Annotated in this window: 7 protein-coding genes; 2 read left to right on the top strand and 5 right to left on the bottom strand. The window is 66.5% G+C overall.

The features are described from left to right. Positions 1–705: 705 nt before the first annotated feature. Together WMF14_RS05955 and WMF14_RS05960 are read left to right on the top strand one after the other, a co-directional pair. Positions 706–1128, top strand: coding sequence for a hypothetical protein (locus WMF14_RS05955; RefSeq protein WP_437799214.1), 423 nt, complete (start codon positions 706–708; stop codon positions 1126–1128). A gap of 9 nt (positions 1129–1137) precedes the next feature. After that, entirely contained in the window at positions 1138–1617 is a 480-nt protein-coding gene (locus WMF14_RS05960) for a hypothetical protein (RefSeq protein WP_437799215.1), read from the top strand. Between the two features lie 74 nt (positions 1618–1691). On the opposite strand, the gene WMF14_RS05965 is transcribed toward WMF14_RS05960, so the two are convergent. The 5 genes from WMF14_RS05965 to WMF14_RS05985 form a co-directional block, all read right to left on the bottom strand. Continuing rightward, a complete protein-coding gene (locus WMF14_RS05965; RefSeq protein ID WP_437799216.1) occupies positions 1692–5009 on the bottom strand; it encodes a Swt1 family HEPN domain-containing protein in 3318 nt (1105 codons plus the stop codon). Next, entirely contained in the window at positions 5006–7903 is a 2898-nt protein-coding gene (locus tag WMF14_RS05970; RefSeq protein ID WP_437799217.1) for a DUF1156 domain-containing protein, read from the bottom strand. Before WMF14_RS05970 ends, WMF14_RS05965 begins: the two co-directional genes overlap by 4 nt. Next, on the bottom strand, positions 7900–11415 hold the full coding sequence (locus WMF14_RS05975) for a helicase-related protein (protein WP_437799218.1): 3516 nt from the start codon (positions 11413–11415) through the stop codon (positions 7900–7902). Before WMF14_RS05975 ends, WMF14_RS05970 begins: the two co-directional genes overlap by 4 nt. Positions 11416–12704: 1289 nt before the next feature. After that, positions 12705–13322, bottom strand: coding sequence for a hypothetical protein (locus WMF14_RS05980; protein WP_437799219.1), 618 nt, complete (start codon positions 13320–13322; stop codon positions 12705–12707). 157 nt (positions 13323–13479) lie between these two features. Then, positions 13480–14304, bottom strand: coding sequence for a hypothetical protein (locus tag WMF14_RS05985; RefSeq protein ID WP_437799220.1), 825 nt, complete (start codon positions 14302–14304; stop codon positions 13480–13482). Positions 14305–14314 lie beyond the last annotated feature (10 nt).

The following is a 14314-nucleotide window of genomic DNA, read 5'->3' on the forward strand; positions in this document are numbered from 1 at the left end:
CGGACGGCAGCGCCGGCGTGGGAGGACGCCTCACCCGCCGGGCCATTGCCATGTGCTAGATCTGGACGGCGGGGGCCGCCTGGGCAAGCCCGCGGCGCTATCAGATCGGCTCGGGCGCCTGCTCAGCCTTCGGCGCCTCGGGCTTCTTCCCCTTGCGCGCGTGCTTGGTCATCGCCCGGAAGTCGGTCGAGGACCGGCGCCAGGATCGCGCGGAAGCTCGCGTTCTGGCGGGCGATCGTGCGCGCCAGGTCGAGCGCGGCGAGGCCCGGGGCGATGACCAGCTCGGCGGCGGCGAGGACGTCATCGTCGAGGTGGCGCGCCAGGTCCTCGAGCGCATCGGCGCCCTTCTGCTGAGCCTGGGCACGCTTCAGCCGCCGCTCGAGCAGCGCACCTCGACCCGCTCGGGATCGTCGCCGTCGTCCTGGTTCCCGAGCACGTGGAACGACCTGGCGAGCGCGCTCTCCTTGATCAGCGTGCGGGATGCCTGCCGGAAGTCCAGGAGCGCCTCCAGCCAACCGTGCTTGCGCTCACCGAAACGACAGAGTCGTCTCAGCCCTCCGACCCGCAGGTCGCGCCGAGGCTGGCGATGGCGACGATGTCCAGCAGCCCGTGAGTCGACTGTCGACGTCTGCTCGGTCCGCACTATCTTCTCGAGTGCGTGCGCCTGCTTTCGAGGCAAATACGGTCATGCGACAGAGGGCGATCATGGCGAAGAAGTGCGTTGTTCGACGTTCGTGGTACCTTGCGTTGGCGCTCGTAGCGTTGCCTGCAACCGCACATGCAGAAATCCGGGAGGGTGAGTCGCGGATGGAAAGCGTGGTCGCCGAGGAGAGCACGGATGCTGCTTCCACCAGGAGCACCGGCGCATCTCTTGAGCGAGATAGCAACGCTCGGAAGGTGACGAAGTGCGCAGCGGCAATCACGGTTGTGGTTGTCAGCGTGGCGGTTCCTGTGGCGAAGGTCGTGAAGCTCCGTCAGTTCGTGATTGCTGTCGGTGGGGTGCGCGAGGCAGCCAGATTGCTGGTCGGTGCGACCACTTTCGCAGAGAAGGCACGCGTCATCGGTGGCGCGATCGGTGCCGGAGCAGCAGAAATCCTGAGCATCGACGCCATCATCACCAACTGTTAGGAGGCGAAGTTGAACATCGTCATCGTGTACGCTGCAATGCTATCGATAGGTATCGCAGCCGCCGCGGTCGCGGTATCGCACTACGTTGTCGTGGCGTGGCGAAACCGGGAGGCCGATGGGCGTGTTCTCGCCGGGGTCCTCGAAGCTCGTCGGCGAGGTGTCCTGGAACCGCTGCCCGACAGTAGTCGGGGCTTGGACCTCGGGCTGCTGTTGAGCGCGTTTGGGTTTGCATTCGCCTGTGACGCACTGGTGTCCGCGACGGGTGGGGCGTTCACCCTGCGAGGTGTCGGAGGTCGAGCCGTGGCGGCTGCGCTGGTGGCAGTGGCGGTACACTACGCGATCGCCCGGGTTGGACGCGTGCAGCGGCGTCCGGTCTGGTCTCGCTCACAATGGCTGTGCTGGCTCGTCGCCGTGGCCTTGGGACTGCTCGGCGGGGCCGCCGCGACGGCATCGCCTCACGTGATGGCAGCCCAGCCGATTGCGCCGTGAGAAGATGGGCCGATTCGGCCTTGCTCGCCCGACGGCAGGCCGTCAGGTTCCGGGAGAGGGCGAAACGGCATCGGCTACTCCCGCTCGAACGCGGCGGTTTGAAACTTCAGTGTCTTCGTGTTCTCGCTCACGGTGCGAACGGCGGCCTCCTTGATCCCTTCGGGCACGCGGACTCGCATCTCCAGTGTCACCTCGACCTCCGCGTCGGGGAGGGTCGACAGGTGCTCTAGGACCTCGACAACGACGCGACCGGCGTCCTTCACGACCCGCGTCGGATCGATCTTCACGGATCCCACGAAGGCATTCGGCGGCAGCTTCGGCGCCGGTGGAACCGGCATCTTCGGAGAGAGCGGCGCTCCGTCTCCAGGCTCGGGCGCCTGCCCGCTGTCATGCCGGCCTCCTGTCGCGGAGGGGCCTTGCTCTCGCTCCCGTTGAGCGCGGGCGACGGCCGGCTTCACCACCAGCGTCGTGCGATCGACGACGGCGACGGCTCCCTCGGCGACGCGCAGCCCGCTGTACCGCTTCTTCCCCTCGTCGAACGCCGCGGCGACCGCGAACGTGTCGTCCGCCGCAATTACCGAGGCGCCATCTTGCACGGCGGTCTCCAGGACGGCTCGGTTCGTAATGCGCGGCAGATAGAGGTAGCGAGCAAACCACTCGGCAAGTTGGCCCACCGTGACGTGGTCTCGTTCGGCCCACAGGTGCTTGTCGAGCAGACCGCGTAGCTCGACTCCGTTCAACTTGGTGCGGAGCACCCACTCTTTCTCGAAGCAGGCGCTTGCGCGCTCGGCGAGCGAGCCGCCCTCGCGGACCTTGAAGTCCTCCCACTCGATCTCGGACGTCGGGTCCGCCTGCCGCGGAGCGAGCCCCCATGCGTAGGTGGCCTGGAGACGAACGTCGATCGTGCTGTCGAACTCCTTCACCTTGGTCGCGACCTGGTTCTCCTGGAACTTGTCGAGGTTGAGGGGCGTCGCTTCGTTCTGGATCGACTTCCACGCGAGGTAGTGGGCGGCGGCGTTGAGGACGCCGTCGAGGTCCTTCAAGTCGGGAGCGAGGAAGAGGAGGCAGTTCCGTTCGAGCCTCGGCCCGGTGCCCTTGCTCTCCAAGATAGACCTGGCGGTCGCGACGGCCGCACTCGCATCGTCCTTGCCGGTCTGGCCCTTTTTATGGGGCTGCTTCGGCGAGAGGATCACCAAACGGGCCGACGACTCGTCGGCAACGTCGGCGCTCGTTTCCGGGCATGTGTGGACGGCGGCGAAGAGGCCGCGCTTCTTCGCGTCACGCTGGATGCGGGAGACGATCTCGGCATAGAGCGTCTCCGGATCGCGAAGGTTTGTGCTCGCCCGGTCCTCGGCGAGCCGGTTCAGGTTTGCCTTCGTCGAGATCCAGTAGCGGTTGCCGTCCTGGTGTATGTACTTCGCGCGGTCGCTGATCCGGCGAAGGGCGTCGCCGAACGTCGCGATGGCTTCGCCTGGCTGTACACAGCCGAGTCGCACGCGCCGATCGTCGATGCCGGGGTTCTTGTGGTCGGCGCCGGGCGCGGTTCCCATGTAGAGGGTGCGCGCGACCCGACGGCAGGCCGAGACCTTCCCGAGGTTCGGGGACGCGCGATCGAGTTCGAGTGGCAGCGAGTGCTCGCCGTCGACGTCCTGCGAGATGATCGGCTCCCAGACGTCGGGGAGGTAGCGGGTCAGTTCGGAGCGAACGGCGCCGTCGTAGATCGGAACGCTCGACGGCATGATCATCAGGCTCGCGTCCTGGCTCTCCCAGAGGCGATGCACCACCTTGGCGAGCAGACGCAGGACGCCACGGGTCCGCTGGAATTTGTCCAGCGTCGACCAGTCGTCGTAAAGGCGCCGGAACAGCTCCGGGTGGATCGGGTAGGCGTTCGTGAGGTCCCGCTCGTACGCCTTCTCCCCGCAGCCGAGCGGGAAGTCGTCCGCCGAGTCCTTGTACATCTTCACGAACGCCCGGACGACGGCCTCGCGAGCCGTGATGTTCTCCTTCCCCTCGATGGGCTCGAAGAGGCGGCGCCGAACGATCTCGAAACCCTCGTCGGCGCTTGCAGGTCGCCAGGGCTTGCCGACGCGCGTGAAGACGTTCTTCAGCGTCTCCAACGCAAGCTCCCCGTTCTCGCCGCCGATCTCGATCTTCGATGCCGGGATGGACGCCACTACCAGCGTCTTCTCGGCTGCCTTCGCCGCCTCGGTGAGCGCCTGGGCGAACGACGTCTGCGCCTCGAAGTCACCCGACGGAAGATCCCGCTTTCCGACGACCTGCCGCGCGTAGGCGACCCATTCGTCGATGAGGACGAGGGCGGGGCCGTACTTGCGGAACAAGTCGACGAGCACCTTCGAGCCGGGGCTCGTCGCCTTCGCGTCCGACTCGGCGACGAGCTTGTACGCCTCTTTGCCCTTCCCGCCGGCCGCGTTACCGAGCTGCCAGGCAAGCTCGCCCCAAATTGTCCTGACGACGACCCCGTCCGGCTTCTTGCTCTCCTCGCTCGGAGAGAGCGCCGTGCCGACGAGAACGGCGCGACGGGCTCTCGGCAAATCTTTAAGCTTCGCCTCGGCGAGGACCTCATCGACGCCGGGGAGCTTCCCCTTTGGAGCACCGAAGAGGTGGAAGAGCGCCAGCATCGAGTGGGTCTTGCCGCCGCCGAAGTTCGTCTGAAGCTCGACGACGGGATCTCCGCCCGTCCCCGCGATTCTCTGAAGAGCGCCGACCAGGAGGTCCTTAAGGCCGGCCGTCAGGTAGGTTCGGCGGAAGAACTCAACAGGCTCGCGGTACTCCTCACTCCCCTCGCCGCGATGGACCTGCGCAAGATCGGCTGCGAACTCCGCCTGCATGTACCGGCCGGAGGCCACGTCGCGATGGGGCGTGACGATCTCGCGCCAGGGTTTGAGCCCGGCTTTCGTCGCCATCTCGATCGCGAGCGGGCTCGTTGCCTCGATCGACTTATGCTCCGCGAGGACGACCTGTTGTAGCTCGCGCTTCAACTTGCCGCACTCCTCCGCCTGCGCGCTCGCGTGGATCGCTTCGAGGAGCCGCTGCGCCGTGTCGATCGAGCGGTAGGCGTCGTCGTTCGTGAACGCCTCGTCATGCGCGTGCTTGTTGCGAACGTCCTTCAATTCAATGGCATAGTTCCTGTCCACCTGCTGTAGTGACGACTTGAAGACGTCGTTCCAGAACTCGTGGCCGATCGCTTTGAGGAGCGCCTGCGTATCCCAGTTCGGCGAACCGTCCCGGCCCGTCTGCAAGCTCAGACGGTATCGCGCCTCGTCCTGCCACTTCGTCCCGAGCTTCGAGCGCATCTCGCGTTCGACAAAGGGCCTAAGGCCCTCCCGCACGTGGTCGAGCGCCTTCCGCACACGATCGCGAGTCGACATCATGCGTCGTCATCTCCTTGGAAGAGGCGAGTTTGCGCCTTGGGTGCCTTCTTGGTCTTTGCCGCCTTCTTCCCGCCCTCGCTCGGCGCAGCGGGGAGCGGCCCGTCGCCCAGGGTGGCCGAGAGCTTCTCCAGCTCCGGCCATGCGAGGATCAGACCGTTGTATGCGCGCGCGTCCTCCGACCATTTCTTGCGCTCGCACGTGTTGTAGAGGCGGTACGCGAGCTCGCGCGTCGCATCCGCCGCCGACCCAAGCTTCTTCAGCAGCCGCGCTGCCGCCTCCTCGCCCTCGTCTTCGAGGACCCGGATCATGTGCTGGGTGAACTCCCAGATGGTTGGGCGCTCGTCCTTCGTGGGGTCGTAGTCGAGCGGGCGCATCTCCGGCCGCTTGAGTATCCGCACCTTGCCCGCAGCGCTGTGACAGATACCCGCTTCGACGACGCCGCTGACCGAGACGTTCCTCGCCTTCGCGAGCGTCTCGGCTTCGCCGAACGAACCGGCTGCCCACCCGTGCTGCTCGTACCAGGTGATCGCAAAGCGCGTGTCGGCGTCGAAGTCACCTTCACCGGACGCGAGGTACTCGTCGAGGACCTCGTTGATGAGCTGGAGCGCCGCCCGGACGGTCATCGGAGAACCATCGGCTTCGAGTACCGCTTTGTGCCGTGAGAAGATCGCCATGCCCGGACCGATCGACGCCTGCGCGACGTCGACGGGAGCGATATTGCCCTGCTGAAGCTTCTTCAGAGCATCCGGAAGCTCCTTGCGGAGCATCCGACGGAACTCGCCTCGCGTCGTCGAAGCTCCTTCTTGGGGACGCGACCGGCAAACAAGGACGATTGAGGACGCGAGCGCATTGCGCCGGGCCTCGCGAAGTCCACCCGGCTGCTCGGTACGGACCGGCCACGTGCCATCAACCTGAAACCCAGCTCCCAGCAGAGCGGACAGCATCTTGTCCCAGCCGGAAGACGCGACTGCCGCACCGGTTGAGGAGGTATCATCGCTCTCCACTTCCTGCTGCTTGAAGGCGTAGTAGATCGCGATAGGGCAGTCGCTCGTCGCGTGCTGGCGAAGCACCGTGAACGCCCGCTGCAGCCCGTTCTCGAAGAACCTCGTGGCAGCCTCCCTGTCGCCGTTGAATCGCCCCGGTTCAGCGATCAGCTCGTCGGTCTTCGGCGTAAGCACTGTATGGAACACGTCGCCCCAGAATGAGGAGAGGGAGCGCCTGAGCCACACGTAGAAGAAGTCCGAAAGGTTGGCGTAGCCGATGTTGTCGTAGTATGGCGGATCACTCTGAACGATCGCGACATCGCCGGCTGCGAACGCTTGGCTGACGTCTGCTTGGCGAGCCACGCCGGGGGTCACGCTGAGGACGAGCCCCTCCAGCGCTTCGGCTGCCTGAGCGACTCCGACGAGCCAATTGCCTGACGAGTCGCTGAACGGATTCGCCTCCGCGTAGTCCCAGACCATTGAGAGCGTCGGCAAGCCGAACGTGCTCACCATGATCTCCTTGTTCACGTACCACGAGCAGAGTGTCGACCAGTAGTTCGCAGCCTTATCCACCGCGAAAGCGAGATACGTGGCAAGGGCCCGTGCATACTCCTCGGATGCGCCTGCGGCCCGTGCCTCACGGGCGACCTCTCCGGTTAGGCGTGAGAAGCACGAGAGCGCCACGAGTTGGCGCTTAGAGAAGAGGGCGCCGTAGCTCCGCATCCCATAGCGCTGGACTCGGAAGCCGAGGGCCTCGTGCGGAAGGTCCGCATTGGGCTCCCAATACGTTTCCTTAGCGCACAGCGCCGCCTGCTCGGCGCGCTCGTCTGGCGCGAGATACACCCGCTTCTTGGCCCCCTCGACCACCTGAGCGACAAGCTGAGCGCCCATCCGTCCAGCACTCGCCTCGGCACGCACGTGATCGAGCGGGATGGTCGCGCCGCAGGCAATGCACTTCGCGCCTCGGCGGTCAACGGTTCCGCCTTCAGGGGACGACTTGCCGTCAATCCGGAACATGATGCGTCGCGGGGAGCGACTCAGAGTCGCGACGACACCGTCGCCCTTGCCCGAGAGCCTAAAGGACTTGAGCAGAGGCGCGTGAACGCCGCACGCTGGGTTGGGACAGGCCACGGTTCGCGCCCAGATCCATGCGATCACCTTCGCCTTACCACCGCCATGCTCCTTTGGAAGCTGCGCGTCGGGATACAAGTGGCCAATCTGCTTCTTGGCCTGCTCGCGCATCCAAGCTCCGTAGTAACGGACGTCTTCTGCGAGTCCTTCGGCTCCCCGCCATGTGCGGAGCTTGCCATTCGCCCGAGCTTCGGGATTCACCGGTGCAATGCCTGCGAACTTCGGTGGGATCTCGATTAGCGCCTTGTTGATCATCACGGCGACGGGATTGAGGTCACTGGCAATGGCACGGAGCCCAAGGCGCTGCGCTTCGAGCGGTATCGAGCCTCCGCCAGCGAACGGGTCATGAACGGGCGGCAGCTCGGTCGCGAGATACTCGTTCACGACGCTCGGCTTCACGCCCTCCTTCAAGACAGCCTTGGCCTTCGGCGAGTTCGACGAGCGCGCATGGCTCCGAGCGATTTCGAGGCGTGCCGCGTTGATGATCTCCTCGTCGCTCGAATTCTCCCACTGGACGAGGTCTTCGATCAGCCGGAAGAGGCGCTGCCGCTCGTGGTTCTGAGTTTCCTCGGTGGGGAACAGCTCTGGCCACGACGACGGGTCATCGACGAGCTGCGCGAACAGCACGGCTCGTGCAGCTGCCAGCGGACGACGAGCCCACCACAGGTGGAGGGTCGAGGGATGCCCGTGTCGGATCGACTTCTCGCGAGCCGAGGCAGCGTTGATCGCCTCTAGCGGCAGCGCGACCTCGATGAGCTTCTTCCTGTACGTCGTTCTCATCGCGGGGGGCCTCCGGCGGCGAGGATCTGAGACAGCGCGTAAGTGGCGTTCGTCTGGGCGAAGCCGGGCTGCCCGAAGTCGAAGTGGGTCACGTAGAGAGGTGATCGAGCGACGCCGTTCTCGATGAGGACGACGGCGAGCCGGAAGCGGTCCGGCGCGTTAAGCGCGCAGAGGATCTGACTGCGCTGAAGGCAGACGTCTTCGCTACCAGCGAGGCGTCCCTTGACCTCGATGAAGAACAGGTTTCCTGTCCGGAGGTCCTTCGACTCGATGTCGTAGCCGAGGCCGGGTTCGAGGTGCACGTCGCGGGGCTCGCGTCCGAGCGCACGTTCGGCGGCCATGACCGCCTCCATGGCGAGGCGCTCCGTCAGCTCGCGATCAGCGTCGGTCTCGATCGGCTTGGCCGGTCCCCCTCCGATCCCGAGCTTGGCCAGAAGACCTCGCGGCACGACGAGAGCCCCACCCTTCAAGAGCGGGGGCTGTACCATGAACGCGCGCTCCGCTTGGAGCTGCGCCATCCGGGTCTTCAACCGATCACCAAGGCGATTCGCGCGCTCTTCGGCGACCTGCGCGGGCAACTTGGTCTTCTTCCCCGCGCGTTCCTTCACTCGCAGTTCCTCGGATCGCGCATCCCAGAACCGGATCTCCTTCATCAGACGAGACTTCACCTCCGCCTCGACCTTCGCGATGAGTGGTAGCCGGTGGCGCTTCACGTCTTCGAGGTGCCGGGGCGCGATGTTCTGGATGGCGAAGCTCATGACCAGCGCTTCCCAGTCCTGCTTGAGCCAAGCCGTCTCGATCTCGCTGGCGAGCGCCGTTCGCTCGGCCTCCGACGCGCCCCGGTAGTCGAGGTACGGCGCGGCGCCGGCATGACGGAAGATGCCGTCTGGCATCGCTTCGACGAACTCCAACCTCTGCGAGACAACGTTGTATGTGCCATGCCGCCCCTTGCGCCCGTCTTGGACCGCGTGCTCCAACGTGAACAGGAGACGGGGCACGACGCCTCCATCTGCGTCGTCGACAAGGACCGTCCCTCGCTTGAGGACGTCGACGTGCTCGTCGAGCGTGCAGGAGATCGTGGCCTCAAGGAGCGGACTGCCGGGACATATCAGGTGCGCACGCGGCTGCTCGTCGACGTGCTTCTTGTCGAATGTCACGCGCTCGTACCGAGCCTGCACGGGAGCGCCCGTGCCAACGAGTCGATCCCGCTCCCGGATCTTCACGGGCACGTGGGTGATCTCGAAGCGCCCCTCTTCGCGGCGGTGCATCGTCCCACCCAACCTGCGAAACGCCTCCGCGAAGAGGCTCTGGATGAAGTGCGGCTGCAGGCGACGGGCGTACGCCCGCTCCATGTCCTCGCGGATCGACATCACCTTCGAGATGTCCATCTCGTTGAGAACGAGGGCGCGGCGCTCCATGACCGTGAGAATGTGCTGGTGGTCGACGGCGCCGTCGGTCTGGCGGAGCAGCTCGGCCTTCCGCGCCGGGTCGGCACCGTAGCGGATCGCCTCCATAAGCAGCTCTCGAAGCGGCTTCTTGTCGAAGAGCTGCCCGAGGACGTCGAAGACCTTCCCCCCGAGGGCGTCGCGTTCGGCCTCCAGCTTGGTCAAGAGGCGAATGTACACGTCGCCCTCGCGCGTCTCCTTCGCGACGAGGTTCCAAAGGTGGCAGACCTCGCGCTGGCCGATGCGGTGGATGCGGCCGAAGCGCTGTTCGAGGCGGTTCGGGTTCCACGGGAGGTCGTAGTTCACCATCAGGTGGGCGCGCTGGAGGTTCACGCCTTCGCCCGCCGCGTCGTTGGCGACGAGGACGAGCACCGTCGGATCGTTCATGAACGCCTCGACGACGCGACGTCGATCATCACGGGTGACCCCGCCGTGGATCTCGACCACGGCCTCGGGCCGGCCGAGCCGCGTGCGGATCCGCCGCGCGAGGTACATCAACGTGTCCTTGAATTCGGTGAAGACGACGAGCTTCCGCCGGTGCCCCTGCTCGTCGAGCATCAGCGGGTCATCGAGGATGCGGCTCAACTCCTGCCATTTCGTGTCCTCGCCCGACGAATGGGCGTTCTTAGCGAGCTGTTCGAGGTCCTTGAGCCGGACGATCTCCGCCTGTAGCTCCTCGACCGTGCGCGCGGCCGTCGCGTGGTCGATGACCTTCTGCTCGACGTCCTCGCGCTCGTCCTGCGGCGCTTCGTCGTAAAGCTCGTCGATGTCCTCCTCGTTGAGCTGCGGGCCTCCGTCGCCCGAGAGCAAACCGCCTGCCTTCTTCCCCCGGAGCACGAGCTTCTCGTCGCGGAGCCGAGCTTCAAGCCGCTCACGGCGTCGTTGGATCGACCTGAAGATCGCCTCCGGCGATGAGGCGAGCCGCCGCTGGAGGGTCATGAGGGCGAAGCCGATGTTGACCTTTCGGGATGCCTCCTTGTCACCGAAACGCTCGGCGCGGTTCATCTCCGTCCGGACGTACTCGGTGACCTCGGCGTAGAGGTGGGCCTCCTCGGACGACAGCTCGTACTGCGCGGTGTACGACTTGCGCTCGGGGAAGAGCTTCGAGCCGTCGAAGCGCAGGAGGTCCTCCTTCACGAGGCGCCGCATCAAGTCGGACGGATCGCCCGTGTGCTCTCCTTCCCGGAACCTGCCCGCGAACCGGTCGCCGTCGAGGAGGGCAAGGAAGATGTGGAAGTCCTCGTCGTTCCCATTGTGCGGCGTCGCCGTCATCAGCAGGAGGTTCCGCGTGTGCTGGCCGACGACCTCGCCGAGCTGGTAGCGCTTCGTGTACTTGATCTCGTCGCCGAAGACGTGCCCGCTCATCCGGTGGGCCTCGTCGCAGACGACGAGGTCCCACTCGGGGGCGACCTTGAGCCGCTCCTTAACGTCGACATTGCGGCTAAGTTGATCGAGCCGCGCGATGAGGAGGTTCTTCGACTCGAACGGATTCGCCGTCCGTGCGGCGGCGATCATGTCACGCGTGAGTATCTCGAACTCCAGACTGAACTTCTCCGCCAGCTCGTCCTGCCACTGCTCCGTCAGGCTTCCGGGCGAGATGATGAGGCAGCGTTCGAGGTCCCCCCGGATCATCAGTTCCTTGATGAGGAGCCCGGCCATGATGGTCTTGCCGGCGCCCGGATCGTCGGCGAGGAGGAAGCGCATCGGCTGTCGCGGCAGCATCTCCTCGTACACGGCGCTGATCTGATGGGGCAGTGGTTCGATCGTCGACGAGGTGATCGCGACGTACGGGTCGAAGAGCCACGCCAGCTCGATCCTCCGCGCCTCGGAGACGAGCCGGAACAGGTTGCCATCAGCGTCGAAGGACCAAGGCCGTGTGCCTTCGACAAGTTCGAGCGACGGTTCGTCGTCGCGGGAGACGATGCGCGTGTGAAGAGCCCCGCGCGCATCGGCGAAGATGAGCTCGGCCGTGTTCGAGCCGTGGAACTCGATCGACCTCACCGTGGCGATGCCGTCGACGGCGAGCCCCCAGACCCGTGCCCCCTTCTGGAGCTGCTCCAGCTTCACCCGAGCGCCTCCCCCCGCCGCCGAGCGACCTGCGGCTCCTGCCCGAGAAGGGCGCGCCGATGCAACGGGTTGCGCGACAAGTTCCGGGACATTCGGCCGCCGAAGGTACCCCATGTGGCGCGGAGCTTGCGAAGAAATCACCGCGCAGCCGCTCCTGGACTCGATCCGCTAGGCGGATCCGCCCGACGCTACGGGCATGGCGGGCTGGTGGAGCAGCCTGACGCCGTTCGAGCCCACGACGACGATGACGTGGACGGCTCCTCGCCGTGGGGGGGCGCGCGACGGCGCTGGCGACCATCGGATGCGTGTCACGGAGGAGAGCCTCGACGGCACGTACCGAGAGAACAGCGAACCCCGTCGGGATCTGCCCGCGTGCGAAAACGCGGGCTTCCTCGATGTCGAGGTTGAGGTCGGACGAGCGCTCCAGGGATCGCCGCCGTCATCTCGCGTGCGATCGGGTCACGGGTGTCGAGCAGGAGGGGCGACGAGTTCGTCGGGGTCAGCACCGTCAGCCGCCTTGCCAACGGTGGGCATGACTGAGGTCGACGTTTGCTCGCGCTGGATGGACGCGCGCCTCGATGTCTCGCCGCCTGCTCATGGCCTTTGACCTCCGAGAAGTTGGCGAGCTCGCGGCGATCGGCGGGAACCGACGGATCGTTGAGCTGCACGAGGGCTTGCGCTTGAACTCGAACGTCCCCCACGACCGCCAAGCTCAACGCTGAGCTGGAAGCGGCGCAACGGACCCTGCGGCAGTACCAGGATGCCCAAGAAGCTGCCGACGCTACAGCGGTACTCGGCGGCCTCCGCGACGCGCTCCAGATCGTCGCCGAGTTCGAATTCTGGACTACCCAGCAGACGCGAGAGGTCCTGACGAAGTTCTTCCCAAAGATTGGGTTGGTCCTCCCCGGGGGGGCGACGGCGGCTACGGAGGCGAGGGCGGCTACGGCGGCCCCGGGCGCGGCGGCGACGCCTACGTCGACGAGGACCGGCTCACGCTCGAGGGCGTCACCTACGAGCTCGGTCCGCCGGGCAAGGGCGGCATCAGCTGGAACCACGATGGCAGCACGACGTCTGGCGAGGACGCCATTGCCGTAGGGACGCTTCGTTCTGCTGAATAGCTGGGTTCAGGCGCGCAGCAGGACGCTTCAGTCGGGCGGTCTTCCATTCACATCGGCGCGCTACGACGGTTGATGCGCTGGCAGCGTCGCGGGGGATGGCCCCCGCCGGAGCCGCGGCAGACACCTGGCCCGACGGCGGTGGGGGCCCGCCCGGGCAAGCCCGCGGCGCCCTCAGAACGGCTCGGGCCTGGGCGCCTCGGCCTTGGGTGGCTCAGGCTCAGCCTTCGACGCCTCGGGCTTCTTCCCCTTGCGCGCCTGCTTGGTCATGGCGCGGAAGTCGTCGAGGACCGGCGCCAGGATGGCGCGGAAGGTCGCGTTCTGGCGGGCGATCGTGCGCGCCAGGTCGAGCGCGGCGAGGCCGGGGCCGATGACGGTCTCGGCGGTGGCGAGGACGTCGTCGTCGAGGTGGCGTGCCAGGTCCTCGAGCGCGTCGGCGACCTTCTGCTGGGCCAGGGCGCGCTTCAGGCGCCGCTCGAGCAGCTCCACCTCGAACCGCTCGGGGTCATCGCCGTCGTCCTGGTCACCGAGCACGTGGAACGATCTCGCGAGCGGGCTGTCCTTGCCGTCCTTGGGGCGCAAGAGCGCGAACAGCTTGGCGAGCGGAGGCCCCAGCACGCCGAGGCTGCGGCCGACGCTACGCGTGCGCCGGCCCTCCTCGAGCCGCTCCAGACCAGGCCAGAGCGCCTGGATGGCCTCGATGTGCTGGAGCGTCTTCTCGACGCGCTCCTCGATCTGGGCGGCCGAGAGCTGATCGACGTCCGTGGGGTCTTGCACAGGTTGCTTGGGCATGAACCGACCTCCTTGACAAGGTCGCGCGCCGTCGACCGGCGCGCGACCCAGCCGGGTAAACTACGTGGAGGTCGGTGCCGGAGGCAATCCGTTCGACGCGGCGGAGATTTGCTCGACGGGCGCCGCTCTCCTGGGCTCGCCGGGTATCCTCCGGTACCTACTCGCTCCGCACCTTGGGGATCGTCAAGTAGACCGGGTCGACGTCTTCCTCGAACTCGTCGTACTCGCGTGGATCGCTCTTGTGCTGGAGCTGCATGTGTACCGCGCGCGCCACCTCTTGCGCGCGCGCGGGCGGCGCCTCGGCGCCGTCCCACGCCTCGCAGAGCGCGCGCAAGGTCTCAAGACGTTGAATCAGCGTGGCAAAATAGGCGCGCCCTTCGGCGTTCTTGCTGCGGGCGGTCCGGAACAAAGCCAGCATGTTGTCGAGGTGACCGACCGCGGGGAACCGGAGATCCGCGGGCGGGATCTTCGCCACCATCCTGGGTGACCCGAGATACTGGCACCACCCGATGGCCACGCCGAACGCAAACGGGTGCGGTCGCGCCGCCAGCTCCGCTTCGGTAGGCGGCGGGCGTGAGTCCGGGTTCTCGGGCTCGGGCAGCACCTCCGGCGGGGCTTCCAGCTCGTCCCAGCCCTCGGGCGGCTCGGGGAAGCCGAACGCGGCGAGTAGGCTCCGCGCGGCTTGCCGGATCGCGGCCGGGACCTCGGGCGACGGCGTCCACGTCTCGCACAGGGCGCGGAGCGTCCGCACGTGCGCCGTGACCTCATGGATCGGCTTCCCGTCCCCGATCGTCACCCGCGATTCCTCACCGTTCAGCGCGATGAACCGATCGAGGAGCCCGAGGAACTCCTCCCGGCTCGGCGAGGCACCGAGGCTTTGCGCCACCCGCGGCGCGGCGAGCGCGCCCGCGCAGTTCACCATCTGCACCATGCACTGAGCCCATTCTTTGGACTGCGCCTGCGCTCCGGTCGACTCATCCATGGCCAGACCT

Source organism: Sorangium sp. So ce693 (assembly GCF_051521375.1).
GTDB classification, from domain to species: Bacteria; Myxococcota_A; Polyangia; order Polyangiales; family Polyangiaceae; genus Sorangium; species Sorangium atrum.

What these genes read in the sequence shown, in the direction of transcription:
- WMF14_RS05955 (WP_437799214.1), top strand. Translation starts at nt 706, where the DNA reads ATGGCGAAGAAGTGCGTTGTTCGACGTTCGTGGTACCTTGCGTTGGCG.
- WMF14_RS05965 (WP_437799216.1), bottom strand. Translation starts at nt 5,009, where the DNA reads ATGATGTCGACTCGCGATCGTGTGCGGAAGGCGCTCGACCACGTGCGG.
- WMF14_RS05970 (WP_437799217.1), bottom strand. Translation starts at nt 7,903, where the DNA reads ATGAGAACGACGTACAGGAAGAAGCTCATCGAGGTCGCGCTGCCGCTA.
- WMF14_RS05980 (WP_437799219.1), bottom strand. Translation starts at nt 13,322, where the DNA reads ATGCCCAAGCAACCTGTGCAAGACCCCACGGACGTCGATCAGCTCTCG.
- WMF14_RS05985 (WP_437799220.1), bottom strand. Translation starts at nt 14,304, where the DNA reads ATGGATGAGTCGACCGGAGCGCAGGCGCAGTCCAAAGAATGGGCTCAG.